28 protein-coding genes are annotated in these 26,693 nt (G+C 35.9%); 19 read left to right on the top strand and 9 right to left on the bottom strand.

The genetic code is table 11. The features are described 5' to 3' along the window. Positions 1–62: 62 nt before the first annotated feature. From FD31_RS04175 to FD31_RS04165, 3 genes are all read left to right on the top strand, one after another. Positions 63–683, top strand: coding sequence for a VanZ family protein (locus tag FD31_RS04175; protein ID WP_057891585.1), 621 nt, complete (start codon positions 63–65; stop codon positions 681–683). A gap of 55 nt (positions 684–738) precedes the next feature. Further along, on the top strand, positions 739–2,079 hold the full coding sequence (locus FD31_RS04170; protein ID WP_057891510.1) for a glucose-6-phosphate isomerase: 1,341 nt from the start codon (positions 739–741) through the stop codon (positions 2,077–2,079). Positions 2,080–2,372: 293 nt separating this feature from the next. After that, positions 2,373–2,993 (top strand): L,D-transpeptidase, encoded by a 621-nt coding sequence (locus FD31_RS04165; RefSeq protein WP_057891509.1) that lies wholly within the window; start codon positions 2,373–2,375, stop codon positions 2,991–2,993. Between the two features lie 61 nt (positions 2,994–3,054). Here the strand turns inward: FD31_RS04165 and FD31_RS04160 are convergent, their stop codons facing one another. The 3 genes from FD31_RS04160 to FD31_RS04150 form a co-directional block, all read right to left on the bottom strand. Next, the gene (locus tag FD31_RS04160; protein WP_057891508.1) at positions 3,055–3,546 is read right to left on the bottom strand and encodes a GNAT family N-acetyltransferase; all 492 of its coding nucleotides are present in this window, start codon (positions 3,544–3,546) and stop codon (positions 3,055–3,057) included. A gap of 1 nt (position 3,547) precedes the next feature. Then, positions 3,548–4,945, bottom strand: coding sequence for a branched-chain amino acid transport system II carrier protein (gene brnQ, locus FD31_RS04155; protein ID WP_057891507.1), 1,398 nt, complete (start codon positions 4,943–4,945; stop codon positions 3,548–3,550). A 721-nt stretch (positions 4,946–5,666) separates the two neighbouring features. Then, complete coding sequence (locus tag FD31_RS04150) at positions 5,667–7,385, bottom strand: DUF6792 domain-containing protein (protein WP_057891584.1); 1,719 nt, start codon at positions 7,383–7,385, stop codon at positions 5,667–5,669. 511 nt (positions 7,386–7,896) lie between these two features. On the opposite strand from FD31_RS04150, the gene FD31_RS04145 reads away from it, so the two are divergent. Beyond that, entirely contained in the window at positions 7,897–8,118 is a 222-nt protein-coding gene (locus FD31_RS04145; protein ID WP_057891506.1) for a hypothetical protein, read from the top strand. Positions 8,119–8,130: 12 nt separating this feature from the next. Then, positions 8,131–10,227 (top strand): AAA family ATPase, encoded by a 2,097-nt coding sequence (locus FD31_RS04140; protein WP_057891505.1) that lies wholly within the window; start codon positions 8,131–8,133, stop codon positions 10,225–10,227. A 41-nt stretch (positions 10,228–10,268) separates the two neighbouring features. Here the strand turns inward: FD31_RS04140 and FD31_RS04135 are convergent, their stop codons facing one another. The 4 genes from FD31_RS04135 to FD31_RS04120 all read right to left on the bottom strand — a co-directional run bounded on the left by FD31_RS04135 (position 10,269) and on the right by FD31_RS04120 (position 13,472). After that, positions 10,269–11,132 (bottom strand): aldo/keto reductase, encoded by an 864-nt coding sequence (locus FD31_RS04135; protein WP_057891504.1) that lies wholly within the window; start codon positions 11,130–11,132, stop codon positions 10,269–10,271. A 17-nt stretch (positions 11,133–11,149) separates the two neighbouring features. Further along, positions 11,150–12,007, bottom strand: coding sequence for an aldo/keto reductase (locus FD31_RS04130; RefSeq protein ID WP_057891503.1), 858 nt, complete (start codon positions 12,005–12,007; stop codon positions 11,150–11,152). A 2-nt stretch (positions 12,008–12,009) separates the two neighbouring features. Further along, a complete protein-coding gene (locus tag FD31_RS04125) occupies positions 12,010–12,351 on the bottom strand; it encodes a hypothetical protein (protein ID WP_057891502.1) in 342 nt (113 codons plus the stop codon). A gap of 254 nt (positions 12,352–12,605) precedes the next feature. Further along, a complete protein-coding gene (locus tag FD31_RS04120) occupies positions 12,606–13,472 on the bottom strand; it encodes a LysR family transcriptional regulator (protein ID WP_057891501.1) in 867 nt (288 codons plus the stop codon). Positions 13,473–13,643: 171 nt separating this feature from the next. Between FD31_RS04120 and FD31_RS04115 the strand changes: the two genes are divergently transcribed. The 8 genes from FD31_RS04115 (at position 13,644) to FD31_RS04080 (ending at position 20,361) form a co-directional block, all read left to right on the top strand. Further along, on the top strand, positions 13,644–13,940 hold the full coding sequence (locus FD31_RS04115) for a Dabb family protein (protein WP_057891500.1): 297 nt from the start codon (positions 13,644–13,646) through the stop codon (positions 13,938–13,940). Between the two features lie 12 nt (positions 13,941–13,952). Next, the gene (locus tag FD31_RS04110; RefSeq protein WP_057891499.1) at positions 13,953–14,594 is read left to right on the top strand and encodes an NAD(P)-dependent oxidoreductase; all 642 of its coding nucleotides are present in this window, start codon (positions 13,953–13,955) and stop codon (positions 14,592–14,594) included. A 26-nt stretch (positions 14,595–14,620) separates the two neighbouring features. After that, the gene (locus tag FD31_RS04105) at positions 14,621–15,442 is read left to right on the top strand and encodes an aldo/keto reductase (protein WP_057891498.1); all 822 of its coding nucleotides are present in this window, start codon (positions 14,621–14,623) and stop codon (positions 15,440–15,442) included. A gap of 418 nt (positions 15,443–15,860) precedes the next feature. Further along, positions 15,861–17,186, top strand: a complete 1,326-nt coding sequence (locus tag FD31_RS04100; RefSeq protein ID WP_057891497.1) for an NCS2 family permease — start codon at positions 15,861–15,863, stop codon at positions 17,184–17,186. A 303-nt stretch (positions 17,187–17,489) separates the two neighbouring features. Next, positions 17,490–18,482 carry a dihydroxyacetone kinase subunit DhaK gene (gene dhaK, locus FD31_RS04095; protein ID WP_057891496.1) on the top strand — a complete coding sequence of 331 codons (993 nt, stop codon included), beginning with the start codon at positions 17,490–17,492 and terminating at the stop codon, positions 18,480–18,482. Between the two features lie 13 nt (positions 18,483–18,495). Continuing rightward, the gene (gene dhaL, locus FD31_RS04090) at positions 18,496–19,083 is read left to right on the top strand and encodes a dihydroxyacetone kinase subunit DhaL (protein ID WP_057891495.1); all 588 of its coding nucleotides are present in this window, start codon (positions 18,496–18,498) and stop codon (positions 19,081–19,083) included. 4 nt (positions 19,084–19,087) lie between these two features. Continuing rightward, positions 19,088–19,456 carry a dihydroxyacetone kinase phosphoryl donor subunit DhaM gene (gene dhaM / locus FD31_RS04085; RefSeq protein ID WP_057891494.1) on the top strand — a complete coding sequence of 123 codons (369 nt, stop codon included), beginning with the start codon at positions 19,088–19,090 and terminating at the stop codon, positions 19,454–19,456. Positions 19,457–19,572: 116 nt separating this feature from the next. Further along, complete coding sequence (locus FD31_RS04080) at positions 19,573–20,361, top strand: DUF2238 domain-containing protein (RefSeq protein ID WP_057891493.1); 789 nt, start codon at positions 19,573–19,575, stop codon at positions 20,359–20,361. Positions 20,362–20,471: 110 nt separating this feature from the next. Here the strand turns inward: FD31_RS04080 and FD31_RS04075 are convergent, their stop codons facing one another. Continuing rightward, on the bottom strand, positions 20,472–20,852 hold the full coding sequence (locus FD31_RS04075; RefSeq protein ID WP_057891492.1) for a DUF4430 domain-containing protein: 381 nt from the start codon (positions 20,850–20,852) through the stop codon (positions 20,472–20,474). A gap of 126 nt (positions 20,853–20,978) precedes the next feature. Between FD31_RS04075 and FD31_RS04070 the strand changes: the two genes are divergently transcribed. The 4 genes from FD31_RS04070 to FD31_RS04055 all read left to right on the top strand — a co-directional run bounded on the left by FD31_RS04070 (position 20,979) and on the right by FD31_RS04055 (position 24,448). After that, on the top strand, positions 20,979–21,908 hold the full coding sequence (locus tag FD31_RS04070; RefSeq protein ID WP_057891491.1) for an energy-coupling factor transporter transmembrane component T: 930 nt from the start codon (positions 20,979–20,981) through the stop codon (positions 21,906–21,908). Beyond that, positions 21,842–23,425: an ABC transporter ATP-binding protein gene (locus FD31_RS04065; RefSeq protein WP_057891490.1), complete on the top strand. Its 1,584-nt coding sequence runs from the start codon at positions 21,842–21,844 to the stop codon at positions 23,423–23,425. The genes FD31_RS04070 and FD31_RS04065 overlap by 67 nt, the downstream gene beginning before the upstream one ends. Next, positions 23,415–24,086 (top strand): ECF transporter S component, encoded by a 672-nt coding sequence (locus FD31_RS04060; protein ID WP_057891489.1) that lies wholly within the window; start codon positions 23,415–23,417, stop codon positions 24,084–24,086. Before FD31_RS04065 ends, FD31_RS04060 begins: the two co-directional genes overlap by 11 nt. A 98-nt stretch (positions 24,087–24,184) precedes the next feature. Beyond that, positions 24,185–24,448 carry a hypothetical protein gene (locus FD31_RS04055; protein ID WP_147007284.1) on the top strand — a complete coding sequence of 88 codons (264 nt, stop codon included), beginning with the start codon at positions 24,185–24,187 and terminating at the stop codon, positions 24,446–24,448. A gap of 166 nt (positions 24,449–24,614) precedes the next feature. Here FD31_RS04055 and FD31_RS04050 read toward each other — a convergent pair whose 3' ends face one another. Continuing rightward, positions 24,615–25,334, bottom strand: a complete 720-nt coding sequence (locus FD31_RS04050; RefSeq protein ID WP_057891487.1) for an MIP/aquaporin family protein — start codon at positions 25,332–25,334, stop codon at positions 24,615–24,617. A gap of 131 nt (positions 25,335–25,465) precedes the next feature. Here FD31_RS04050 and FD31_RS04045 point away from each other — a divergent pair, with 131 nt between their 5' ends. Together FD31_RS04045 and FD31_RS04040 are read left to right on the top strand one after the other, a co-directional pair. Then, positions 25,466–26,035: a cob(I)yrinic acid a,c-diamide adenosyltransferase gene (locus FD31_RS04045; RefSeq protein ID WP_057891486.1), complete on the top strand. Its 570-nt coding sequence runs from the start codon at positions 25,466–25,468 to the stop codon at positions 26,033–26,035. 14 nt (positions 26,036–26,049) lie between these two features. Next, the gene (locus FD31_RS04040) at positions 26,050–26,658 is read left to right on the top strand and encodes a sugar O-acetyltransferase (RefSeq protein WP_057891485.1); all 609 of its coding nucleotides are present in this window, start codon (positions 26,050–26,052) and stop codon (positions 26,656–26,658) included. Positions 26,659–26,693: the final 35 nt, after the last annotated feature.

Genomic DNA, 26,693 nt, shown 5'->3' with positions numbered 1-26,693 from the left:
AATAAAAGACTTAATTGTTAGTATAATACCTTATAGGTGAAAAGTGGGAAAGAATGAGCAAAATGATATTTTTAGGACCGTTATATGATTACATATACAGGTTATATGCAATGAAAATTAATCATTTTCCATTGATTCGGCTTTCCTTTTATGCTGTTGATAAAGCAATATTGTACACCTTATTTTTTATCGTTTTGAGATTCATTTGGGTAAAACTTAAGAATAAAAAGACGAATTTTGGTCGGGAATTTGGTTTGACCGTTTTCGCCTTTTATATTTTCCTACTTTTTGCTTTGACAGTTTTTCGGGATGGCTATTTCTTATGGCAATTCAAATTTTATTTCCATCGACCATTATCCCAAATAAACATTATTCCGCTCATTGAAACATTTAAATTGTCAAAAGGTCAATCATTAGTTGACTTCTTTTATAATTTATATGGTAATATTGTGTGGTTCGTACCAATGGGAGTATTTATCCCCGCACTGACCAAAAAACACCTAGGATTTTTCCAAGTAGTGCTGATTGGTGCCTTGATTTCAACGTCAATTGAGACTTTACAGTTCATTTTGAACACTGGAGTCACTGATATTGATGATGTAATCTTCAATACTCTAGGCGCGGCCGTCGGATATTTGTTATATTTTGTTGGAAAATGGATAAAAAGATTGATAAAAATTTGAAATTTTCTGCGAAAATGATTAATCTAGTTTTGACGATATATATGGAGGAGAGAAAATGTCACAAATTAAATTTGATGATTCAAAATTAAGCAAGTTTGTTCACGAAAACGAACTTGGCGAAATGCAAGCACTTGTTACAGCTGCTGATGACGAATTACGTAAGGGTACCGGTGCCGGTGCTGACTTCCGTGGTTTCATCGACTTGCCTGTTGATTATGACAAGGATGAATTAGCTCGCATTAAGAAAGCTGCTAAAAAGATCCAATCTGATTCAGAAGTATTTATCGGAATCGGAATCGGTGGATCATACTTGGGTGCCCGTGCTGCAATCGACTTCCTAAGTTCATCATTCTACAACGTTAAGAATGATAAGGATGTTCCAGAAGTTTACTTCTGTGGTAACTCAATTTCTCCAAACTACATTGCTGACTTACTAGAAGTTATCGGTGACCGTGACTTCAGTATCAACGTTATTTCAAAATCTGGTACAACTACAGAGCCTTCAATCGCTTTCCGTATTTTGAAAGCTAAGTTGATTGAAAAGTATGGTGTTGATGGTGCCAAGGGTCGTATCTATGCTACAACTGACCGTGCTAAGGGTGCTTTGAAGACTGAATCAGATGCTGAAGGCTACGAAGAATTCGTTGTTCCTGATGATATCGGTGGTCGTTTCTCAGTTCTTACAGCTGTTGGTCTATTGCCAATCGCCGTTGCTGGTATCGACATCGACAAGTTGATGGAGGGTGCTGCACAATCTCGTGTTGACTACTCATCAGCTGATCTTTCAAAGAACGATGCTTACAAGTATGCTGCTTTGAGAAATATCTTATACCGTAAAGGTTACACAACAGAATTGCTAGAAAACTACGAACCAAACGTTCAATACTTTGGTGAATGGTGGAAGCAATTGATGGGTGAATCTGAAGGTAAAGATCAAAAGGGTATCTACCCATCTTCAGCTAACTTCTCAACTGACTTGCACTCATTAGGTCAATATATCCAAGAAGGTCGTCGTAACCTTATGGAAACTGTTGTTCTAATCGACACACCAAGACATGATGTTAAGATTCCTGCTGAAAAAGATAACCTTGATGGTTTGAAATACTTGGAAAACAAGTCAATGGACTTTGTTAACAAGAAGGCTTACGAAGGTGTTGTTCTTGCACATACTGACGGTGGCGTTCCTGTTATGTCGGTTCACATTGAAAAACAAGATGCCTTTAACTTAGGTTACTTAATGTACTTCTTCGAAATTGCTGTTGGTATTTCTGGTTACTTGAATGGTATCAATCCATTCAACCAACCAGGTGTTGAAGCATACAAGAAGAACATGTTTGGTCTTCTAGGTCGTCCTGGCTATGAAGAACTAGGCGAAGAATTAAACAAACGTCTATAATATTTAAATAAAATAAATTATCGAGAGTGGGACAAAACATGTTCAGCTTTCGAGCATTAAGGCAAATAGCTTCAGTAATCCGATTTTGGATTGCTGGAGCTATTTGTTTTAAGCGGAAAAAGCTATGTTTTGTTCCACGTTTATGCAGCATGTTTAGGAAAAAAAGCAGTTATGTCACATTCCCGTTTTATACCGTTTCTAACCAGCTAAAATAAATTCCTAGCTTTAGTTAAAAATCCGTTGTCCATTTTAAATATCTGTATTATGATTATATTCATGCGGGGAATTTATGAATGAAAAATAAAAAAATAATTACAGCTGTCATTGCACTTATTGGATCAGTGATGATAGGTTTTGTAGTATTTGTTGTGAATAGTAATAATACACATACAGTCGAAGCAGAACAGAAATCTGCTAAGGTTGTTAAGAAAGCTAAGAAGACTGAAAAAGCTAAAAAATTAGCTGAAAAGAAAAAGATTTTGAATGAGTGGAAGCATCCCTCTGAAGCAAAGGATTATCCAGATTTAAACAAGCACCAAAATGCCTATTTGGAGGTTTCTATTCCAGAGCAAAGGGTTTATGTTAAAGATGGTAAAAAGACTTTATACACGATGAAAGCTGCTACTGGTGAGAAGAAGTCACCGACACCTAAGGGGACTTTTGAAATCCAAAATCGTGGTGATTCATTTTATAACGAGAGTTCTAAAGAAGGTGCCAATTATTGGACTTCCTTCAAGGACTGGGGCGTTTACTTGTTCCATTCTGTACCAACCGATAAAAATGGGAAGTACGTTGAAAGTGAAGCTCACAAACTAGGCAAACGTTCCAGTCATGGCTGTGTTCGTTTAACGATTCCTGATGCTAAGTGGATCAATGCCAGTGTTCCAGATGGAATGAAAGTTGTTGTTAAATAAAGATATCAAATTAAAAAGTCGTTTCTAAAATTCATTAAGAATTTAGAAGCGACTTTTTTGATTAATTTTTAATATAAACAACCTCATGTAAAATTCCATATTCAGTCTGATCGGCAATGCAGTCATCACTGGCTTCAAAACCAAACAGTTCGTAAAAAGCTCGAGCAATCAAGTTGTCTTTTAAAACAAGTAAATAAATCTCTGTAAAATCCTTTGTCAACGTGTTTAAAGCAGCCTGGAATAATTTTTGACCAATGCCCTGATGTTGAAATTGTGGCAGGACATAGAGTGAATAAATTTCACCAAATCCAGCATATTCTTGTCGACGTGCGGGTCCATATGTACAAACGCCAACAATCTTCTGATCCTTTGTCAAAGCAACTAAAGTATTATCAATTCTCGTTTCTGGGTGCCACGTTGCTTTAGGATTGAGATTATCTAGTAAAGCTTGCGGAACTAAACCAACATACGAGTATGACCAAGTTTGATAATAAACTTGTCTAACGCTGTCAAAATCAGTCTGTCGATTTGTTTTAACAATTTGGTAGTCCATATTAATTACGACTTTCCACAGCTTCATCAGCACTAGCAAAGACACCGAATTTTCCTAAAACTAAACCTAAGAAGAAACCAGCAAAAGTTGGTACAACCCAGCCAAGTCCTAAACTAGCTAATGGTACGTATTGATGATAAGCTGCTAAAACAGTTTTAACAAGATTCATATTTGTAACGGCAGCAGGTGAAGCGTTCAACATATCAAAGATGGCAGGTAAGACAGTAAACGCAATAGTCATCTTATAAACGACCCCAGCGTATGGTTTTGCATGAACAGTTAGTGAAACGAGGATCAAAGCAAGTGAGAGTGGATAAAGTAGCATTAGAACTGGCAATGACCAAGCAATGATGTTATCAAGTCCGGCATTAGCAACTACGAAAGAAAGGATAGTTGTTGTTCTCAACCAAGCTAGGTAACTAACTTTAGGGAACAATTTGTGGAAATCTTGCGCGAATGAAGCAACTAATCCCATTGCAGTTGTGAAAACTCCCAACGTAACTAAGACACCTAGGAATGCGGCACCGAATCGGCCAAAATAGTAACCGACGATTTGTGAAAGTGCAACACCACCGTTAGCCGATAGAGTCAATTTGCTCAAACTGAAAGCACCTAATAAAACTAATCCAAAGTAGACTAGAACTTCAACGGCAATACTTAATGAACCAGCCTTAGCTGTTAAAACTGATAATTCACGATCTTTATAACCAAGTCCTTTAACAGCGTGGACAAAAGTAACACTTAAAGCAAGTAAGGCAACGGCATCAACTGTGTTATAACCTTCAAGTAGACCACTAACAGTTGAATTAGTTTGATAAGCCTGTGTTGGCATATGGTTCAAACCACCCATTGGATGTAAAAATGCAACAACGAAGACAATGGCTAATAATACCAAAAAGATAGTGTTGAGATATTTCCCAACGTATTTCAATAATTGACTTTGATGAACAGTTAAAGTATATGCGAGTCCGAAGAAAGCAGCAGTGAATAATAACATCCCGACGGTGTCAAATTTTGCTGGTAGGAATGGTTGAACAGCCATTTGGAAAGCTGTTGCAGCGGTACGTGGTGTACCAAACAGAGGTCCGATTGTGAGGTGGACCAAAACTAGAAATAAGGCAGCGTAGAATTTACCAACTGGGCGTGCTAGGTCGTATAAACCATCACTTTTAGTAACGACAACCGCCATGATTGCTAGTAATGGGAAGAGGGAACCGGAAATTGCAAAACCAAAGGCTGCTGATAGCCAATTATTACCAGCTAATTGTCCTAAGTGAACTGGAAAAATTAAGTTACCAGAACCAAAGAACATTCCAAAAATTAATGAGCTGACTACGAGTAAGTGTAAAACTTTTTGTTTAGTGCTTTTTTCTCCTGTTAAATCTAAATCGTCTTTCATAAGTAATCCTCCTAAAAATGTTGTTTCTAATCTGGGCTGGGCTTTTAATGCCACTAATATCAGAATCCATCTTTACCACCTCTTTTATTGTTTTACTTGGCTGCCGCTTCCGGTTGAACGTGAGGATATTTATGCTGTGGGACCGCCTGGAGCCAAGGTCTCCAGGCTCGGTTTTGAACTCCACACAAACCGCGAATTTCAAAACACGTCCGTGGTGTAAGAACAACTTCGTTGTCCTAACGCCACCTTCACTGCATCATATCCTCACATGAAACCTCCAGCTAGATAATTGAATAATAATTCATCATTTTTTTCATGAATTTAATGATTAAATTGCTCAATCAATAGATATAAATAGCTAGGTAAGTCAACAATCCTACATAACTCACGTTGATTTTGGTACAAAAAAAGCCCTCTTCCAGCTAAGGAAAAGGGCTCAAGTTGAACGGTACCACCTTTTTTGGGTATTCTAAAAATACTCACTTTTTTAACGGACAATAATTCTATCTGCTAGCCAGTTAATGGTGGCAACCACGGTAACCTACTTGTCGGTACCGAACTCAGAAATGATTTTCGAAGGTCTCTTGACGGTCACTTTGCACTCAACATGACTCACTAGGCGTACTTGAGATTTCTACTTTTTTCTTCAACGTTTTGTTGGTTCGTATTATAGGCACCTAAAAATTAAATAGCAAGTATTTTTTTAATAAAATTACAAACTTTATAATTTAGTGGGTGTCCGATTGAGAAAATGTTTAGCTCCATCGATAACGTGGAAATAGGTCGCTAGACTGAACATATCAAAGTTTATACTCCTTAAGAAAGGCCACTCACGTAACGATCCTCGGAAGAGTGAATTATTTTGTTCAATAAATTTTTTACTGACCATTTGTGGTTGATCGGCAAAGACGCCAGACTGATATAAATAATTTGAATAGTCGAAGAAATATTTAGCAGTTTTTTGTTCACCAATTGTGTCACGCAGATTTTTTGTGCGGGCATTGATGAAACTAAAGCTGTTACGGACAACTTGTCGACCATTGTCAGAACTTGATAAGTAAGCAAATAATTCTTCAAAGAAATGTTGATAAGCGTGAATTTCACCACTACTCAAATAGGCACGGGGATGATTTTTGAATGGATATTTCCAATTGCTGAGGTTGTATTCCCATTTTTGACCAATCCAAATAGTGGCCGGCAATTCATAAAAGACTTGGGTCATATCTTGTTCAAAGCATTCGTTGATGATTTCTGAATAGTCGTAGGGAAGAAGTCGTTTAATTTCATTGTTTAAAGCAGGTGTAATGAATTTCGTACCATCCGAATCGTCAGTTAAATTGAAAAGTTTTTCCCAAGTATCGGGACTAAATAAATCAGGCTTAACATTTTTCACTAACTTTAAATTAATGGGAGCCGAATTCAGCGTGTAACCAGCATCAAAACAGTGGTCCATTAGTTGCAACGTTTGGACAAAATGTCCTCCGAGCGAATGACCGATTCCATAGACTAAAGATTGTGAAGCAATTTGACTATTCAAGTAGCGAATGAAGTCACGAGCAACAATTAATTGTCGATCTTCCTTGGTGCTACCAATCAAAATAGAATTAACGTTATAATCCCAATCCTTATAATTTTCAAGAATAGATTTTTCGAATCGCTTACTTCGAGATTTAATCGACTGATCAACGTTGGCTTCTGTCCCTTTAAAGGTGATATAACACTCTTTGACACCATCAATGACAATTTCATAAGCAATACTAGAAAAGCCACATTCAGCCGCTTCAGGGTTGATATCACGGACGTCGTAGGAACGAATGTAAGTTGGTAAACGATTAGTTAAACTGTAGATCAAGAATTTTAAATAATTTTCTGGGCGAAATTCTTGATAGAGATAACGGTCATAATCAAATTGTAAAAGTTTCGTACGAAAATCGGCGTTATGAAGTAATTCACCAGCTTGATATGGTTCGTGACGAATTTCTAGTGGCATTAAATTATTCAATAATAAAATGACATAAATTTGATTCAAATAACCCCGACAAGGATTGATTTGTTCATCTTCGATCATGGCAATCAATTGTTTTAATTTATTGATTTTTCGATTACGAGTTGGTAGTTCAAAATTAGTTTCTTGATGTGTTTGATCAATATTTCTAAGCCGAAGTGCCTTATCGATCAATTGGGGATGAATCGTCGAATCCTTATCAAATTGAGGAGCACGTAAATCAATTACTTGGTTTAAAACCAAATTGGTTAGACGTGTTTTTTCTTTGTTTAGATAAGAATAACTGAAATAAAGCCGTTTATTTTGTGGCAGCAATTTTTTGCTGTCTTCTTTGTTAAATGTTAAAGGAAAATTTTTATGAGCTCGAAAATTTAATAAGTCGAGTTGATCATAAACGCGATTTAAGCGATTTAAATTGTTTAAAAGTTCCCTCATTGGATCACCTCTCATCTGCTGAAAGTTTATTAAATATGCCGCCTCCAAGTGTAAGCGACAAATTCTGCTGTGGGACCGCCTGGAGCCAAGGTCTCCAGGCTCGATTTTGAGCCTTGCATAAACCGCAAGTCTCAAAATACGTCCTGTCATGTAAGGACTAAAGTCCTAACATGACTGTAACTGCTGTCTTTGTCGCTTACACTCGAAGACTAAGGTATTTATAAGTTTGGATTAAATGATAATTATTATTTTTACAGTTAATACCCTTAGTTCTGATTCATTTAAGTCTGTTAGATGTTCAAATATAACAGATAAAATAGCAGGTTGATTCCCCCCAGCTCCGGAAACGGCAGTTTAAAAAAATTAACTTTTAGCTATCACTTTTATTTTAACAAATTGTTGATACATAAGTAATTTAGAACATTTTTTAAATATATGTCACATTTGTGGCACTTCACACTTGTACTATATCACATTTGTGCTATACTGTAATTGTGGAGGTTGGAGAAAGATGCGAATAGATATTAAATCATACTTACAAGATAACGGATTAACGATTTACATTATTGCAAAGAAAAGCGGGTATGGTTATACGACGCTTCATAAATCTTTCAACAAAAAACAATCTTCCGCCACATCTATCAATTTGCGCGATATAGAGGCAATTGCCAAAGCGCAGGATATCGAAATGTGGAGAGTTCTGCGTGAATTGGAGTTGCATTATCTAAAGTGAGGAGGTCTTTATATGGCAAGATCATTTTGGGATGAAGATCCATTTAACAACAATATGGACGAAATTTTTAACAGATTAATGAGTCAACAAAACGGTGGTTCACAAGCTAAGTATTATGTGAACGGCAAGAAATTGACTCCTGAAGAATTAGCAAAATATCAAGAAGCTAGAACTGCTGGTCAAAATATTCCGGTCAGCGATAATAATAAACAAAAAAATGGCACGATTTTAGAGAAGCTCGGACGTAACTTAACTCAAGAGGCAAAAGATGGCCTACTTGATCCAGTTATCGGACGTGATAAAGAGATTCAAGAAACGGCTGAAGTTTTAAGTCGGAGAACGAAGAACAATCCTATCCTAGTAGGTGATGCTGGTGTTGGTAAGACTGCAGTTGTTGAAGGTTTAGCACAAGCAATCGTTAAAGGTAACGTACCTGAAGCAATTAAGGATAAACAGATTATTTCGATTGATTTATCATCACTTGAAGCTGGAACGCAGTATCGTGGTTCCTTTGAAGAAAATATTCAAAACTTGCTTAAAGAAGTTAAAAAAGCAGGCAATGTCGTATTATTCTTCGATGAAATCCATCAAATTATTGGTGCCGGTTCATCTGGTTCAGATTCTGGTAGTAAAGGTTTAGCCGATATTATCAAACCTGCTTTGAGCCGTGGTGAAATTTCCATTATCGGTGCTACAACACAAGATGAGTATCGTAACACGATTATGAAAGATGCCGCTTTAGCTAGAAGATTCAATGATGTTACAATCAATGAACCAAGTAAAGAAGCTACCTTAGCTATTTTGAAAGGGCTACGTAAAGCTTATGAAAATCACCATCACGTTGAATTACCTGATGATGTTTTGAAAGCTGCGGTTGACTATTCAGTTCAATATATTCCGCAAAGATCATTGCCAGATAAGGCAATTGATTTAATCGATATGACGGCCGCTCATTTAGCTGCTAAGAATCCGGTAACTGATAAAGTCAGTTTGGAAAAGGATTTGAAACAAGCTGAAAAAGATAAAGCTAAAGCCGCTGCTAAGGAAGATTACGAAAAAGCTGCTAGTTTGAAACAACAAATTGAAACTATTCAGAATAAATTGAATAAAGACGACACGACAACTGATGAGCCAGTCGCTACAATCAATGATATTGCCGCATCAGTCCAAAGACTAACTGGCGTTCCTGTTTCACAAATGGGTGCTAGCGATATTGAAAGACTTAAGAGTATGGGCAAGCGATTGAAGGGCAAGGTCATTGGTCAAAATGAGGCTGTTGACATGGTTGTTCGGGCTATTCGTCGGAACCGGGCTGGCTTTGACGAAGGCAATCGTCCAATAGGTAGTTTCTTATTCGTTGGTCCAACTGGTGTTGGTAAGACGGAATTAGTTAAACAATTAGCTCAAGATATGTTTGGTTCAAAGAATTCAATCATTCGTTTGGATATGAGTGAATATTCTGATTTGACCGCTGTCTCGAAGTTGATTGGTACTTCAGCTGGTTACGTTGGCTATGAAGATAACGGCAATACGCTAACTGAAAAAGTTCGTCGTAATCCTTATTCAATTGTTTTACTTGATGAAATTGAAAAGGCTAACCCGCAAGTGTTGACCTTATTGCTTCAAGTAATGGATGATGGACGTTTGACGGATGGTCAAGGTAACGTCGTTGACTTCAAGAATACGATTATCATCGCTACTTCAAATGCTGGTTTCAGTCATGGTAGTAAAGATGAGAAGTTGATGGATAAATTAGCACCATACTTTAGTCCTGAATTTTTGAACAGATTCAATGGTATAGTTGAATTTACTCATCTATCTAAGGACGACTTGAATCAAATCGTTGAACTAATGTTGAATGATGTTAACCGTAATTTAGCTAAGAAGGGTATTACTTTGGAAGTAACACCAGAGGCTAAAGAGTGGTTGATTGATGAAGGTTACGATGAAGCCATGGGTGCAAGACCATTACGTCGTGTGATTGAACAACAAATTCGTGATAAAGTTGCTGAATTCTATCTTGATCATATTGATGTTAAAAATTTGAAAGCTGATTTAGTTGATGGAACCATTAAGATTTCTGAGAAATCAGCTGTTACAAGTAGATAAAAAAAGAGGTTCTTCTCATGTATGAGAGGAACCTCTTTTTTTTATGATTTAGCTGTATCGGGATCAAATTGGAATCCGCCACTATATGGTGATTTGTCAATTGCATTCATTTCAGAACCTGTTAATTCAAAATCAAAATCGTCGAGATTATCTCGCATGTGATTAATACTTGTTGATTTAGTTAATGGAATAATATTTTTTTGAATTAGCCAGTGAAGGATGACCTGTGAAGGCTGTTTTCCATATTTTTTAGCAATTTCGTTAACTGTAGCATCTTTTAAAACATTGCTACCAGGACCTCCAAAGGGACTCCAAGCTTCGACTTGAATGTTTTGAGATTGAGCGTACTCAGCGGCTTCGGTTTGAGCAAATCCTGGATGATATTCGATTTGATTAATCATTGGTTTGATTTCACTATCTTCAATCAATGCTTTTAAGTGATGTGCTAAAAAGTTTGAAACGCCAATGGCTTTAATTTTACCAACCTTGTATAGGTCTTCTAATGCTCTCCAAGTGTCAGCGTTTAATTCACGCCAGTCATCATGCCATTTGGCGTTAGCAGGCCAGTGGATTAAATAAATGTCAACATAATCTAATCCAAGCTTTTGTAATGATTCATTAAAGGCAACTGTAGTTTTTTCATAGCCACGATGAGAATGCCAAGCTTTAGTACTGACCAAGATGTCTTCACGTTTAAGATTGTTTTCGACCATAGCTTCACGAATACCTTGGCCAACACTGACCTCGTTTCCGTAAATTTCGGCCGTGTCAATTAGACGATAACCACTTTTGATAGCGTCTTTTACAGCTGAGACCGTTTGTTCTCCGTCTGGAATAATTGTTCCAAATCCAACGACTGGAACATTGTATCCGTTATTTAGTGTGTATGTTGAAGTTTTATCCATTATTTTTACCTTTTCCTTTATTCTACTGAAAATTGTTTTGACATATCTAGCATATTTTGGAATCCTTGAGCGTCTTCTGGAAGATTAAATCCGTTACCAGTATTTAAAGATTTAATTTGATTCATTTCTTGATTGCTTAATTCGAAGTCGAAAATTTCTAAGTTTTCTTTCAAACGACTTATATGAACTGTCTTAGGGATAGCCACGATGTTTCTTTGTAATAACCACCGAAGGATAATTTGAGCGCTTGATTTTCCATGTTTTTGAGCAATTTTATTTAAGAGTGGTAGGTCAAAGACATTGTTACTACCTGAAGCAAATGGTGCCCAAGCTTCCATTTGAACGTTGTAGTCAATCATTGCTTGTTGATCTTCTTCACGTTGATTAAAGACGTTTGTTTCTATCATGTTGATTGCAGGGCGGACGTCTGTAAAGTTGATTAAGTCAACTAATTTTTGTTGGGTGAAATTATCAACACCCACAGCTCGAATTTTACCTGCCTTGTAGGCTTCACTAAGATAACGCCAAGCACCGTAATAATCACTTACTGGTTGGTGAATCAAATATAAGTCAAGGTAATCTAATCCTAAATTATTTAGGGAACGTTCTAGTCCAACTTTAGCACCCCCATAGGAATTATCGGTCAACCATAATTTTGAAGTAATAAATAATTCTGAACAATCAACATTACTTCTTTTAATTGCCCGACCCACGGCTTGTTCATTCCCGTAAGCTGCCGCAGTATCGATTAAGCGATAGCCAAGTTTAATCGCTTGATAAACAGCTTCTTCAGCTTCGTCCAAATCATTGACACGAAAAATTCCTAATCCTAGTTTTGGCATTTTAATACCGTTATTCAAAGTTACGTATTCCATAATTAAAGTTCTCCTTTTGTTATTTGAAATTTTAAATAGTCGATGGAAGCTATTTGTTTTTCAAAGTTATGAATTGTTGTTAATCTTTCATTTCTTTTTTTATTCAGAAGTTGCAATTTCTTACTTATTAGTTGGTCATTTTTTTGATTGAAATTTAGGTATTCTTCAATTTCAAAATGATTGAAACCAATAATATGTAGTTGAGTAATTGTTTGTATAATTGGTAAATCATTTTCAGAGTAAACATTGTTTCTAGTATTACGATGGTTCAGTCGCCAAGTATCAAAATCATCTAAAATTTGTTGACTGATTTGATATTTAATTTGTAGTTCGTTTTTATTCACATATTTCACCTCGAGTTGTAAAAATAAAGGTTCGTCGACTCGCATTGCTGTTTGGCTAATCGATAACTTTAGTTTAGATGCTAATTATTGACATGTTAAATGCCTATTTCAACTCAGTAGTTATTCAATATGTGCATTTCTTTAAACTGCGAATTGAAACCATTATATTTATATTAAAAAAGACTAGATATTTTTTCAGGATATGCCTGTACAAAAATATCTAGTCTTTTTTCTCAACTATTTTTGGGACTCTTTCATAACTTTATTTCTCGAACGAAATCAATAAAGGACTTTGTCACTTCTGAATGTGGCTGTTGTCCGCGCCAAGCTAAAACCGAACTTAATTCTAATTTTGGTTCTAATGGTATATATTTTAAATCGTCGAAATGTTGACTTGTTTTCAAACAAATTACCACCCCATGATTTTGTTGAGCCAACATGGCGGCACTGTAAAGTAAGTTGTATCGTGCTTTATTCTGCATTTGAACAGCATATTTTCCTGACCAATTACCAAGTTCATTTTGAACTACGCGATCTGAAATTGTAATTACCTTAGTTCCAACCAAATCTCCAGGACGAATTGCATCATAATTAGCAAATTTGGATTCCTTGTGAGCTAGAATACCCCATTCCTCTTTGCTATCCATATGAACGAAATCGTATTTACCTATATCAACTGGTTCGATTAAAAGTCCCATGTCTAAAACTCCTTGTTCAATCCAACCTTTAATATCATCATTATTACCACTTCTTAAATTGAATTTCACTTTATGATGCAGCTCTTGAAATTTGTCTATTAAATTCGCTAGTTCGGCCATACTGTGTAGTTCACTACAGCCGATTTCAATAGTTCCCGCTAATTCTTCAGTGGATTGTAATTCATCACGAGTATGTTCAAAAATATTTATGATGTCTTGAGCCCTCTGACGAAATAAAAGCCCTTCTTGGGTGAGATAAATACTGTGATTACTTCGCTTAAATAATTCCACATTTAATTCTGTTTCCAGTCCCTTTAGCTGTCGTGATAAAGTTGGTTGAGTTAGATGTAGTAGAGAAGCCGCCTTAGTAATATTCTCTTCACGTGCGGTAATTAAGAAATAGTTTAAAACTCGAATATCCATTTTTTTCACCAATTCTATAAGTTAGTTTGTATGAACAGAGTTTAACACAAAAAAATATTCATGCGATATTTGCATAACTATCCATCTAAAATAAGCATTTTAAATTAGTGGAAATTTCGCTTAAACTAGCCACTGAAATTAAAAATTATTTTTAGGATATGGTGAAACAAAATGATTAGACATATATTTATTGCGACAATTAAACCAAATGTTTCAGATATTGAAATAGAAAAAATTATTCAAAATATACGCAATTTAAAAGAACAAGTACCAGAGATAAGACATATAACGGTTGGTCGTGCTTTAGGCTTATTAGGTTCGAATGACACTGTGAGCATGATTGTTGATGTTGAAAATAGAACTGAATTTGAACGTTTCATAAATAGTGAAGCTCATCAACAAATTAGTGCAACTGCGGGTGAAGTCTTTCAAACAGATAATTTTGTAATATCACAGATTGAATTTTAAGGAGAAGAATAAATGAAAATAGCTGTTATTGGGGCTTTTGGAAAAACTGGAAGGTCTGTAATTAAAGAAGCTCAAAGTAGAGGTCACGAAATTATGGCGATTGCTCACAGGAATCATGAAGAAGTCGATTTGGGTGTTGAGCAATTATTGATTAAGGATATTATGGATTTGACAGTAGATGATTTAAAAGACGTTGATTCCGTAATAGATGCAATCAGTGCTTGGACACCAGAAACGTTTTACGTTCATACCGATGGTATTTCCCACCTTGCTAATATCTTGAAAGGTACTGGCATTCGCTATCTTAAAGTTGGAGGTGCTGGAACGTTATTCATAAACTCAAATCATACAAAAATGTTGAAAGATCGTTCAGATTATCCAAAAGATTGGCTGCCTTTGGCCGATGTACTGGCTGAAAGTCTGAATCGCTTACGTTCTTATTCTGATATTCGTTGGACTTATGTGACACCAGCATTCAACTATGATCCAGAAGGTATTAGAACTGGAGATTATCAAGTTGGCGGAGAAGAATATCACGCTAATGATGATAGAAAAAACTATATTAGTTATGCAGATTATGCAATAGGGATGCTAGATATTCTTGAAAAGGGATTATATATTCGTCAAAGAATCACCTTGTTTACTGATAAATAATGCTTTAAAAGCGGAGGAATTTATAAATGGAAAATGTAACTTTAAATAATGGCGTAAAAATGCCCGTAATTGGTTTTGGAACTTTTCAAACACCACCTGCATTAACTGAAGCAAGTGTTGCTAGAGCACTTAAAACCGGTTATCGCAGTATTGATACAGCACAAGTTTACGGAAATGAGGCCGGTGTAGGTGCCGCAATTAAGAACAGTGGTCTGGCACGTAATGATTTATTTATTACAACCAAGACTCAAACTGATGGCTATAACGAAACAGCTAAAGGTATCGATGAATCGTTAAGAAAATTGCAATTGGATTATGTTGATCTGATGATAATTCATTGGCCAACGCAAAACAGTTTAGAAACTTATCGTGCTTTGTCAGACGCATATAAAGAAGGGAAGATTAAAGCAATTGGTCTAAGTAATTTTAATCCTACCCAAATTCAAGCAATTTTGGATAGTAATGATGTGAAACCAACGATTGACCAAATCGAAACTCATTTGTATTGGCAACAAAATAAGATTGCACCATTCTTGACTGAAAACGAGATTGTTCACGAAGCTTGGGCTCCATTAGGTGAACAATATGCCAAAGAAATGATGCAACAACCTGAAATTGTGGAATTAGCTCAGAAATACAATGTTAGTGGTGCGCAAATATTATTACGCGCGATGACGCAACAAAAAATCGTTGTGATTCCTAAGTCAAATAACGAAGCTCATTTGCAGTCCAACTTAGATATTTTTGGTTTCAAGTTAACTGATGAGGAATTGGAAAGTTTGAAGAAGTTTGATCAACATCATTCAATTAAAGATTGGCCAGTTTCAATGCGTGAGAGTGTTTATTAAATCTGAATAATATAAAGGTTCAAATACAATGGGAGACGTTTAAGTGTATTTGAGCCTTTTTGTGCAGTACGTAGCCTTTTTGATATGTTTTAATGCTCAATTCTAAATAGAACTGATGAGAATTGTAAAATTTTTCAGAAAATTCAAGAATGAATGTTTCATAAAAATAAATTGCTGCAATAAAGTAAAACACGAACTTTAACTATCTTCATGAGTCTTTATGTACCTGATTAGCTGTTTAAATTAATAAAATTATAGCAAAACACGAACTATTTTTATATTAAAACATATAAATGTTTCTAAAACACTTGTAAAAATCCGAATTATTTGCAATACTATATAAGTTCAAAAAAGAGATTATATTTTCTAAGGGGCGTTTATAGTGAATTCATTAGATAATAGAGGGAATTTAAGTTTTATGGAACGTTTATTCCATCTAGAAGAAGCTCAAACAAATGTAAAGCGTGAAATCTTAGCCGGTTTAACGACATTTGTTTCAATGGCTTACATTTTATTTGTTAATCCGCAAGTTTTGGGAGACTCAGGGATGAACAAAGGTTCATTGTTCACAGCTACAGCTTTGACTGCCGTAGTTGGTTCAGTGTTGATGGGTATTTTAGCTAATTACCCAATTGCAATTGCTCCAGGATTAGGTGATAACGCCTTTTTCAGTTACTCAGTTGTTATAGCCATGGGTATTCCTTGGCAAACAGCGATGGCTGGTGTTTTCGTAGCCAGTTTGATTTTCTTAGTGCTATCATTAATGAAAATTCGTGAAGTCGTTATCAATGCGATTCCAAAAGATTTGAAACTGGCAGTTGCTGCTGGTTTAGGTATTTTTATTGCCTTTGTTGGTTTGCAGGGCGGGGGCTTGATCACAGCAAGTAAGTCATCACTTGTTGCTATCGGTTCATTCGCAAATCCAACAACTTGGTTAACAATTACTGGATTATTAGTTACAGCTATCTTGATGGCTCGTAAGATTCCAGGTGCTATTTTTATCGGAATGGTTTTCACAACAATTGTTGGTTTGGTAACAAAATTGATTCCAGCACCATCACATATTGTGTCAGCTATTCCTAGTTTGAAGCCAACCTTTGGTGTTGGTGTCGCACATATTGGGGACATTAGAGAACCACAGCTTTGGGCAGTTGTGATCATCTTCTTATTAGTTGCATTCTTTGATACAGCCGGTACTTTAATCGGTTTGGCAGAGCAAGTCGATATCATGCAAGATAAAGACGGTAAGATGCCAAGAATTGGTCACGCGTTGATGGCCGATTCAATTTCAATGGTCAGTGGAGCTGTCTTTGGAACAACACCACCAACAGCTTACGTTGAATCATCAGCCGGTATTGCCGTGGGTGGTAGAACTGGTTTAACATCCATCACAGTTGGCGTTTTGTTTGCACTATCAATGTTTTTCTCACCATTATTGACAGTTGTAACAAGTAACGTTACCGCACCAGTTTTAATCATTGTTGGGACTTTAATGGCTCAATCAATGAAAGGTATTCAATGGGATAGATTTGAAATTGCGCTACCAGCATTCTTAACAATCGTTGGTATGCCATTAACTTATAACATTTCATACGGTATTGCCTTTGGATTCTTAGTTTATCCAATCACAATGCTAGCAGCAGGTAAGAGAAAAGAAATCAATCCAATTATGTACGGATTGTTCGTAGTATTTGTTATCTTGCTTTATATTATTAACATTTTGCCAAAAGCAAGTTTGGCTTAATTATTTATACGTAATCTCTTTTTAGAGGATAAGTGAAATCAATGAATTTCATTTAACTCTAGAAAGGGATTTTTTTATTTTATTACGATAAAACAACGAGTTAACTTAGCCGGAAGGAGCAAGAGTTTTGAGACTTGCGGTTTGTGCAAGGCTCAAAATCGAGACGAAAGACCTTGGCTTTCGTCGGTCCCCACCGCTGCCCAAAATCTCTTGCTCCTGGAGGCGGCCACCTTTATAAATTTAAACAATAACTTTAATGGTATATAATATAGAAGTAATCGCTTACAAGGAGGGCAATAAGGAATGAAAAAGATTATTAATAACGTTGAGGATATCGTGCCAGAAATGATTTCTGGTCTCGTGAGAACGAATGCGGATCTAGTAAAGCAGATTGATGGGACAACTGCTGTTGTTAGAAATGATCCAAAGTTCAAAGAAAACAAGCAAGTCGGAATTGTTTCCGGTGGTGGTAGTGGTCACGAGCCATTGCACGCTGGTTATGTTGGTGACGGAATGCTTAGTGCCGCTGTTGCTGGGGAAGTTTTCACATCTCCTACTCCGGACCAAATTTATGAGGCAATCACTGCAGTTGACCAAGGCCAAGGTGTCTTGTTGATTGTGAAGAATTATTCTGGTGATGTCATGAACTTTGATATGGCCAAAGAAATGGCTGAAGCTGATGATATTGAAATTAAAACAATTGTCGTTGATGATGATATTTCGGTTAAAAATAGTGAATTCACTCAAGGTAAACGTGGAGTTGCCGGGACAGCTTTAGTTGAAAAAATTGTTGGTGCTGCAGCTCGTTCAGGTATGAATTTAGCCGATTTAGCAACACTTGGTCAAAAGGTGATCGATAATATTAAGACTATTGGAATTGCTTTACATGCGGCAACTGTTCCTGCTGTCGGCCACCCTGGGTTTGAATTAGGTGACGATGAAATTGAATATGGTATCGGAATTCATAATGAACGTGGCTATGCTGTGGAAAAGATTCGTCCAGCTAAAGAATTAGCTAATGAGTTGATTGAAAAGATTTTGAAAGAATTTTCTGACCAAAGTGGTGACTTTGCCATTCTTGTTAACGGTATGGGTGGTACTCCTTTGATGGAACAATATATTTTTGCTAACGATGTTTTGAATGAATTAGCTGCTAAAAAGGTTAAAGTCTCCTTCAGTAAAGTTGGTAATTTAGTAACTTCACTTGATATGCAAGGTATTTCTTTGACAATTATGAAGGCTGACGCTGACTGGATTAAATATTTGAAAGAACCAGTTACAACAATCGCTTGGTAGAGAGGAAAATTTTATGAAATTAGAATTAGTTGATGCTAAAAAATGGATTACATTATTTGTTGAAAAATTAGAGAGTAATCAAACCATTTTGAATGAGTTGGACACTGCTATTGGTGATGGTGATCACGGAACCAACATGAAACGTGGTGCTGAAGCTGTTACAGCTGCTTTGGAAAAGAAAGAACCTGAAACTTTAGCTGATTTGTATAAGACGACTGCCTTTGCGATGATTCAAAAAGTCGGTGGAGCTTCTGGACCTTTGTATGGAACGGCCTTTTTGGATATGTCAAAAGCTGTTAAAAATGACGACTTGGAATTGAGCGACCTGATTCAAATTGGAACTGATGGACTTAAGCGTCGTGGTGAGTCAGACACCGGTATGAAGACAATGATTGATGTTTGGCAACCAGTTAGTGACGCTTTGAAAGCTGATAAATTTGATCAAAGTGTAATTGATGCAGCTTTGGAAAATGTTAAGGGATTGGTTGCCACTAAGGGACGTGCTAGTTATTTGGAAGAAAAATCTAAAGGACATATTGATCCTGGTGCACAATCAAGTGCTTACTTATTTGAATCATTAATCGAAGTTTTAGGAGAATAAATCTATGAAGTATGGAATTTTAATCGTTTCACATTCAGCCAATATCGCTAAGGGTGTCAAAGATTTGATTGCTCAAGCTGCTCCTAATTTATCAATTACGATTGCTGGTGGAACTGAGGATGGTGGTATTGGTTCATCACTTGAGAAAATCCAACAAGCAGTTGATGATAATAAAGGTGACGAGATTTTAGCATTTTATGACCTTGGTAGTTCGAAGATGAATTTGGAAATGTTGCTTGAAATGATTGACAGAACGATTCATAAGTATGACGTTGCGTTAGTTGAAGGGGCTTATACAGCAGCCACTTTGGCCGAAGTTGATTCGCCATTGACTACGATTGAGGATAATTTGAAGAGTTTAAAAATTAAATAGAAGAAAATGCTCTTAATTACCAGAATATTCTGGTGGTTAAGAGCATTTTTTGACTAGTTAATTAGGATAAGCGAGTCTATTATTATAATTAAGATAAATAATGACGGGGTGAGAGCATGATTATAGTCAAATGGTTAACACATTCTACAAATGATGCCAGCAAATTTGTTAAAGCCATTTATGTTTTGTACCGTTTGATAGCTTTGATTATGTTAGGTAGTCAAATTTGGTTAGGACAAGGCAATGAGATTCTTATCGTATTACTTACGTTGATACTGTTTGAAATTCCCGCCATTATTGAAAATAAATTCAAAATTATGATTCCTGATATTCTAGAGTTTGTAATCATCTCATTTATCTTCAGTTCAACCATTCTCGGCGAGTTGAGCGACTTCTATGGACACTTACCATTTTGGGATACTGGGCTTCATACTTTGAATGGTTTTTTAGCAGCAGGAGTAGGTTATTCTTCCATTTATTTGTTAAATGAAGGGATGACATCAATTCGTTTAACACCAATTTTCATTGCTATAACGTCGTTTTGCTTTTCCATGACGATAGGAATCATGTGGGAGTTTGGCGAATTTACAGCAGATCAATGGCTCAATACCGACATGCAAAAAGACCGTATTGTCCAAAAAGTTAACAGTGTCGAGTTGGCAGATAAACCGAATACCGTTGAACATGTGAAGAAGATAGACTATACAGTCATTCACACAAAGGATAATAAGAATATTGTCGTTAAAGGTGGGTATTTAGATGTCGGATTGATTGATACCATGAAAGATTTATTCGTCAATTTAATCGGTGCAATTTTCTTTAGTATTTTTGGTTATTTTTACTCAGCTAGTCATAGTCGCAGATATAAGTTTATTCGGAATTTTATGGTTTCGAAGGGGAAGTAGAATAATCTAAAGTATCAAAAAAGAATACCTATAAGAAACTATTTTTGTCAGCTTCTTACAGGTATTCTTTTTGTAACTGAAGGTTTAATTGTGGATCTATTTAATTAAAACTATCCGTTGTACTTAGATAACTTAAATTCAACGTGATCTTTATTCTTTAACTTTTTCTTGTCAGCAGAAACGTTAACTTGTTTCTTGTTAACGGTATAAGTCCAGTAAATTTTCTTCTTGTTATTTTGTTTGTGGCCATCGATTTCTGAGATGAAACCTTTCTTGTCAGTTACTTTCCAGCCCTTTTTCAAACCAGTTGTAACAGTTGCACCTTTTTTAAGTGTAAGAGTCTTTTTAGCAATTTGTTTCTTGTTCTTCTTCAAAGTGTAAGTAACTTTGATGTTCTTAGTTGAACTAGCTTGAACGGTTGTGGCAGTAGCTGGAGCAAATACTCCCATCAACATTAACAAGGAAGCTAAGAATGTAGCAATTTTTTTCATTGTATTTCTCCTCCCAATATTTAAACAACGGTTTTTATTATAGCAGAGAAAAATCGACGTGAATCAATTAGATTTTTTTGCTCAGTAAGTTAGAATAAGAATATTGACTAGTAAAGGAGTGGTGAGATGAACAAATTAATTGTTAATTTTCAAAGAAATATTAATAGTGTCGCAATGTTTGTTTATTTGATTGCAGTTATCTTGATTACACTCCTTTACAACAATCCTTTTGTTTTATTAGGACTGAATGTTGCGTTGATTGTGATGGTGATTTTAACACGACATGAGAAAATGAGAACCTATTTGAAATTTGCGAGTATCATTTTTGTAGTGACCGTTTTGTTTAACTTACTTTTAAATCAACGCGGAACCAATGTTTTATTAAAATGGCCGTTACTAACAATTACGTCAGAATCTTTGGTAAATGCTGCTGTTTTAGGAACTTCGTTTGTTAATTTATTCTGGGCGTTCAGTTTATACGATGCATTGATCCGAATTAAAACAGTCTTTGAGTTGTTAGCTCATTTATTTAAAAGTATCGCAATTATTTTTATTTTAACGGTTAAATTTATTCCACAAATTATTAAAATTTATACTGAAACAAAATCTGTCAGTAAGTTTCGAGTTAAACAGCCTTCAAACAGTGGTAAAACTTTTGAAAGAATCAAGCAAACAATTTCCCTAAATGAGATTGTTTTGAACAAATCAATTGCCAGCTTTATGAATGTATCTGATACGTTGATTTTAAAAGGTTATGAACAACGTCAACATAAGTTGGGGCAAATTGAGTTCAAACGGATTGATTGGTTAATGGTCGTATTAACCGTTGCTGCGGTAGTTTTTAATACTGTGATGTCAATTCAAGGCTTAGGTAAAATCAATTTTGGCTCATCTAAATTAAATATTTCGTTCCAAGGGATTTCCGTAATTTTAATTATTGATAGTTTATTTATTTTATTACCGTTATTGATGGGAGGCATGAATTACTTATGGTGGAAATTTTACAGTTCAAAGATTACAGCTTCCGATACAATAACAGCCAAAAATTATCGTTAAATCACGTAAATTTTACGCTTCAAAAGGGTGAATTCGTAACGTTGATTGGTGCTACTGGCAGTGGAAAAAGTACCTTTTTAAAACAAATGCTACCTAAGCTAATTGTTGGAAAGGTTTTGTCAGGAGAGTTAATTAAACAAACTGATGATTTTGCCTATGTTTCTCAATTCGTTGATAATCAGATGATTATGGAGACGCCTCGGGATGAATTGAAATTTGTTTTGGATAATTATGGCTATTCAACAAATGAAATTCAACTAAGAATCACGGAAATTGCTAGTTTCTTAGGAATTATCGAGCTATTGGATCAGCCAGTTGAGCAGTTATCTGGTGGGCAAAAACAATTAGTTAATTTGGCAAGTGCCTTGATTTTAAAACCAGAGGTCTTGCTATTAGATGAACCGACCGCCCAACTAGACCCGATTGCTTCAGAAAAGTTATTGCAGCTCGTTCATAAAGTTAATATCGAATTTAATATGACCATTATTTTAGTGGAACATGAATTAGAACATGCTGTTAAGTTTACCAAGCGATTGGTGGTGATGGAGCAGGGAAGATTACTTCTAGATGAACCAATCGCGATTGGATTACAAAAACTGTTCCAATCAGAACGGTATCGTAATTTTTTGACGCAAAATGATCGTTTAGTTTCAGAATTAAAGATTGATGCGACCTTACCAGTGGATAACCAAACATTGAATCGATTGATTGGAGCTGATTCAACCCATTTAAAAATTATTAAACCCAGCAAATCGGTAGTTAAAAACCAAGTGTTGTTAAAAGCTAAAAAATTAGGTTTTCGTTTCGACTTCAATGGTCGTCAAATTATTGATAATGTCAGTTTAGAATTAAATCAAGGCCAATCGTATTGTATTGTTGGCCCCAATGGTATGGGCAAAACCACCTTGTTAAAGGTCTTGACGAAACAACTAACGAAACAATCAGGGCAGTTAAAATTTCATGATCAAAAATTAACGGCTGATTTTTATAGAAAAGTTTTTGTTTTACCTCAGGATCCAGCCAGTTTATTTATGAAGGATACTGTTGCGGAAGAATTAACCTTTCAAATTCAACAAAGTCAAAGTTCACAAAAGCTAGCTGATGTTTTACAGACATTTTCGTTGACGGGTTTAGAAAAACAAAGTCCCTATGATTTAAGTGGTGGTCAGCAGGAATTTTTAGCCTTAGCGTTAGGATTTATCAAAAATCCAGAGATACTCTTCTTAGATGAACCAACGAAGGGGCTCGATCCTAATAAACGGTTAGCTTTAGGACAACTGTTGCAACAATTTCAAAAACAAGGTGGGACTATTTTGGCAACGAGTCATGATTTAATCTTTGCGGCCAGTTATTTTGATCAAATCGCGATGATGTTTGACGGTAAGTTGAGTGATTTTGCGGAGTCAACAGTATTTTTTAGTGATAAGTTCTTTTATACAACCGAAATCAATAAAGCTTTGCGGGATATTTTTCCACAAGCTTTAACATGGAAGGATATTGTAAATCTTGAATCGTAAATCAGTATCATTATTAACTTTAGCAATTGCTATCTTAGTGCTCATGGTTGTTTTTGCTAGTAAAAATTATTTGTTATTTTCATTTGGATTTTTAATTTTAACATTAGGAATTTACTTCTGGCGTTTTGAAAAGTCGCAACACAATTCGCGTGAAATTGTCTTTATTGCCATTATTTGTGCTTTAGCTGTCGTTGGTCGAATTATCTTTGCGGCGTTGCCAGCAGTCAAACCAGAGCTATTTATTTTGATTATGGGTGCAATCGTTAGTGGTCCCGAGACAGGTTTCTTGATGGGAACGATTATCGCTCTGACATCAAACATGTATTTTGGACAAGGAGTCTGGACGCCATGGCAAATGTTTGGCTTAGGTGTGATAGGCTTAGTTTCCGGCTTGATGATGAATAAGAATGTTCCCACGTGGTTATTGGTTGTCTGGGGCTTTGCCAGTGGTTTTGTCTTAGGTTGGATCATGGATATTTATTATATTATTGGTTTCGTTAATCCAATAACGTTCAAAAGTATTTTGACATCAGTTTTGGCAAGTTTTTACTTTGATTTTGTCCATGCATTATTTACAGCCGTGTTGTTGCTATTTGTTGGTAAGCGATGGATAAAATTGTTCAATAATTACAAAACTAAATATGATTTATTCAGAAGTTAAAGAGATAAAATTATTTGTAGATATAAAAATAAGAAAAATATATTTCACTGGAGGAGATTATTATTAATACTCTTTTGCAAGCAGAGACAATAAAACAGTTGCAAGATCAGCACAGACAATTGCCACGTCTTGTTAGAATGGGAAATGTAAGACAGATACTAGAACTGACATTTGGCTTTTTATTAGCACCAATCGGAATAGGGGCGCTACTAATAATGGCTTTTCCATTAGATTATTTTGTGTTTTCAAAAATATATCGTGTAAAAAATATGACAACTGGTGAAAAATTCAGTATAAGTAAAAGTGATTATAAAGAATATAAAAAATTAAAAAAAATAAATCTAAAGAGATTAGGACATTAGAAGATATTATTTAGAGAGTGGGACAAAACAAGGTCAGTTTTCGAGTGTTAAGACAAATGAAGGTAGCAACCCGTTTTTTGGATTGCTACCTTCATTTTTTTTAGATAAAAAAGTTACGTTTTGTTACATGGTTAAGGGTAATAATAATTCTGTCTTAGCCGCATACTTAAGGAATTAATAAATATGCGAGTGCTGCAACAGCACCACCAGCGAAAGGTCCAAAGATTGGAACCCAGCTATATGCCCAATCTGACTTGCCTTTGTTAGCGATTGGTAAGATTTGGTGCGCAATTCTTGGTCCCAAGTCCCGGGCCGGGTTGATAGCATAACCAGTTGTTCCACCAAGTGAAAAACCGATAGCTGTGATCAAGAGACCAACGACCATTGGGTTTAATCCGGAAGTAAATTTACCACGAGTAAATGCCAATAGGGCAAAGACTAGGACAAATGTTCCAATAAATTCACTTAAGAAGTTGAAGAAATAATTTCTAATAGCAGGTCCAGTTGCAAAAACGCCTAAAATGGCTGCTGAATCATCAGTTTCCTGCCAATGTGGATAATAATTGAGCCAGACAATAACGGCACCCACGATTGCTCCTAATGTTTGAGCAATGATGTAAGGGATGACTGATGACCAAGGGAAGACCCCGGCAATCGCCATACCGACAGTTACGGCTGGATTCAAATGAGCGGGACTTAAAAAGGCAGAACAATAAATACCTAAAGTAACAGCTAATCCCCAACCTAAAGCAATGGCAATCCAGCCAGCACCTTCGGCTTTTGATTTCTTTAAACTAACGGCAGCAACAACACCGTCACCCAATAAAATTAAAACTAGGGTTCCGATGAACTCACCGACCAATTGTAATGTTAAACTATCTTGCATAAGCTTCCCTCCATAAATTCACATGACTACGCTTACATGCTATTATTATACATAGCTGCATAGCATAACACCATGAATTTACGTTTTGAAAGCATGATTTAACTAGACATATTGTATGAGGAGTATTCAAAATGAAAATTTATACCAGAACTGGTGATAAAGGTAAGACAAGAATAATCGGCAATGATGTGCTTTATAAGTCAGCCCCCAGAATTAATTCTTATGGAACAATTGATGAATTAAATTCATTAGTTGGGGTCGTGATTGCTAATTTATCTGACAAAACAGCTGTCTTAACGGAAGAACTTGAGGAGATTCAACAGTTATTATTCGACTGTGGTACTGATTTAGCTGTTTCACCGACAGACAAGAAACATGAATTTATTTTCAAAGATGACAATGGTTCAGTTGATTGGCTGGAGAAGAAAATCGACGAATATACTGAAAAGACACCCAAGATTCAAAAATTTATTTTACCAGGTGGTTCCAAAACGGCTGCTAATTTGCATATGGCTCGAACTGTAACCAGACGTGCTGAACGTGAAATTGTTGCTTTAATGCAAGAAGAACCGATCAATGATTTTGTTTTGAAATTCATCAACCGTTTGTCTGATTATTTCTTTGCGGCAGCACGTTACAGCAATGTGCTTGATGGTGTTGAGGATATTCAATACCGTAACAGTAAACCAGTCTTTAGATAGGGAGAATTTTTTTAATGCGTACTGAAAAAGAAAAAATGTTAGCTGGGGATTTATATATCGCCCATGACCCTGAATTACGTAAGGATTTTAAAAAAGCCAAGGAGTTAGTTCGAGAATTTAATCATACAACTGAGAATCAACCGGAAGAACGCCAACGTATCATCAAGAATTTGTTTAAAAAGAGTGGCAAAGGTGTTTATCTTGAACCACCATTTTATACAGATTATGGTTGTAATACGATTGTTGGTGAAAATTTCTATGCCAATTATGAATGTATTATTTTAGATATCGCAAATGTAACGATTGGTGACAACGTATTCTTTGGACCTCGTGTCGGCATTTATACGGCTGGACACCCGATTGACGCGGTTATTCGTAATGAGGCATTCGAGTACGGTAAACCGGTGACAATCGGCGATAATGTTTGGGTCGGTGCTAACGTAGCAATCAATCCTGGTGTGAAAATTGGTAGTAATGTCGTAATTGGTTCGGGTGCTGTCGTTACCAAAGATATTCCGGATAATGTAATTGCTGTTGGTAACCCTTGTCGTGTTTTACGTAAAATCAATGACGAAGATAAAAAGTATTGGGAAGCAGAAAAACAACGTTATTACGAAAATTAAAAAAGAGTCGCTGTGACGTTTACCCAAAAAGTTAG

The organism is Companilactobacillus nantensis DSM 16982 (assembly GCF_001435815.1).
GTDB lineage: Bacteria > Bacillota > Bacilli > Lactobacillales > Lactobacillaceae > Companilactobacillus > Companilactobacillus nantensis.
Note: the sequence above shows the minus strand (reverse complement) of the source record. Positions and strands in the feature narration are given on the sequence as shown.

What these genes read in the sequence shown, in the direction of transcription:
- dhaK (WP_057891496.1), top strand. Translation starts at nt 17,490, where the DNA reads ATGAAAAAGATTATTAATAACGTTGAGGATATCGTGCCAGAAATGATT.
- FD31_RS04140 (WP_057891505.1), top strand. Translation starts at nt 8,131, where the DNA reads ATGGCAAGATCATTTTGGGATGAAGATCCATTTAACAACAATATGGAC.
- FD31_RS04050 (WP_057891487.1), bottom strand. Translation starts at nt 25,334, where the DNA reads ATGCAAGATAGTTTAACATTACAATTGGTCGGTGAGTTCATCGGAACC.
- FD31_RS04135 (WP_057891504.1), bottom strand. Translation starts at nt 11,132, where the DNA reads ATGGATAAAACTTCAACATACACACTAAATAACGGATACAATGTTCCA.
- FD31_RS04115 (WP_057891500.1), top strand. Translation starts at nt 13,644, where the DNA reads ATGATTAGACATATATTTATTGCGACAATTAAACCAAATGTTTCAGAT.
- FD31_RS04170 (WP_057891510.1), top strand. Translation starts at nt 739, where the DNA reads ATGTCACAAATTAAATTTGATGATTCAAAATTAAGCAAGTTTGTTCAC.
- FD31_RS04045 (WP_057891486.1), top strand. Translation starts at nt 25,466, where the DNA reads ATGAAAATTTATACCAGAACTGGTGATAAAGGTAAGACAAGAATAATC.
- FD31_RS04075 (WP_057891492.1), bottom strand. Translation starts at nt 20,852, where the DNA reads ATGAAAAAAATTGCTACATTCTTAGCTTCCTTGTTAATGTTGATGGGA.
- FD31_RS04150 (WP_057891584.1), bottom strand. Translation starts at nt 7,385, where the DNA reads ATGAGGGAACTTTTAAACAATTTAAATCGCTTAAATCGCGTTTATGAT.
- FD31_RS04145 (WP_057891506.1), top strand. Translation starts at nt 7,897, where the DNA reads ATGCGAATAGATATTAAATCATACTTACAAGATAACGGATTAACGATT.
- FD31_RS04175 (WP_057891585.1), top strand. Translation starts at nt 63, where the DNA reads ATGATATTTTTAGGACCGTTATATGATTACATATACAGGTTATATGCA.
- FD31_RS04100 (WP_057891497.1), top strand. Translation starts at nt 15,861, where the DNA reads ATGGAACGTTTATTCCATCTAGAAGAAGCTCAAACAAATGTAAAGCGT.
- dhaM (WP_057891494.1), top strand. Translation starts at nt 19,088, where the DNA reads ATGAAGTATGGAATTTTAATCGTTTCACATTCAGCCAATATCGCTAAG.
- FD31_RS04165 (WP_057891509.1), top strand. Translation starts at nt 2,373, where the DNA reads ATGAAAAATAAAAAAATAATTACAGCTGTCATTGCACTTATTGGATCA.
- FD31_RS04130 (WP_057891503.1), bottom strand. Translation starts at nt 12,007, where the DNA reads ATGGAATACGTAACTTTGAATAACGGTATTAAAATGCCAAAACTAGGA.
- brnQ (WP_057891507.1), bottom strand. Translation starts at nt 4,945, where the DNA reads ATGAAAGACGATTTAGATTTAACAGGAGAAAAAAGCACTAAACAAAAA.
- FD31_RS04110 (WP_057891499.1), top strand. Translation starts at nt 13,953, where the DNA reads ATGAAAATAGCTGTTATTGGGGCTTTTGGAAAAACTGGAAGGTCTGTA.
- FD31_RS04080 (WP_057891493.1), top strand. Translation starts at nt 19,573, where the DNA reads ATGATTATAGTCAAATGGTTAACACATTCTACAAATGATGCCAGCAAA.
- FD31_RS04160 (WP_057891508.1), bottom strand. Translation starts at nt 3,546, where the DNA reads ATGGACTACCAAATTGTTAAAACAAATCGACAGACTGATTTTGACAGC.
- FD31_RS04105 (WP_057891498.1), top strand. Translation starts at nt 14,621, where the DNA reads ATGGAAAATGTAACTTTAAATAATGGCGTAAAAATGCCCGTAATTGGT.
- FD31_RS04070 (WP_057891491.1), top strand. Translation starts at nt 20,979, where the DNA reads ATGAACAAATTAATTGTTAATTTTCAAAGAAATATTAATAGTGTCGCA.
- dhaL (WP_057891495.1), top strand. Translation starts at nt 18,496, where the DNA reads ATGAAATTAGAATTAGTTGATGCTAAAAAATGGATTACATTATTTGTT.
- FD31_RS04065 (WP_057891490.1), top strand. Translation starts at nt 21,842, where the DNA reads ATGGTGGAAATTTTACAGTTCAAAGATTACAGCTTCCGATACAATAAC.
- FD31_RS04040 (WP_057891485.1), top strand. Translation starts at nt 26,050, where the DNA reads ATGCGTACTGAAAAAGAAAAAATGTTAGCTGGGGATTTATATATCGCC.
- FD31_RS04120 (WP_057891501.1), bottom strand. Translation starts at nt 13,472, where the DNA reads ATGGATATTCGAGTTTTAAACTATTTCTTAATTACCGCACGTGAAGAG.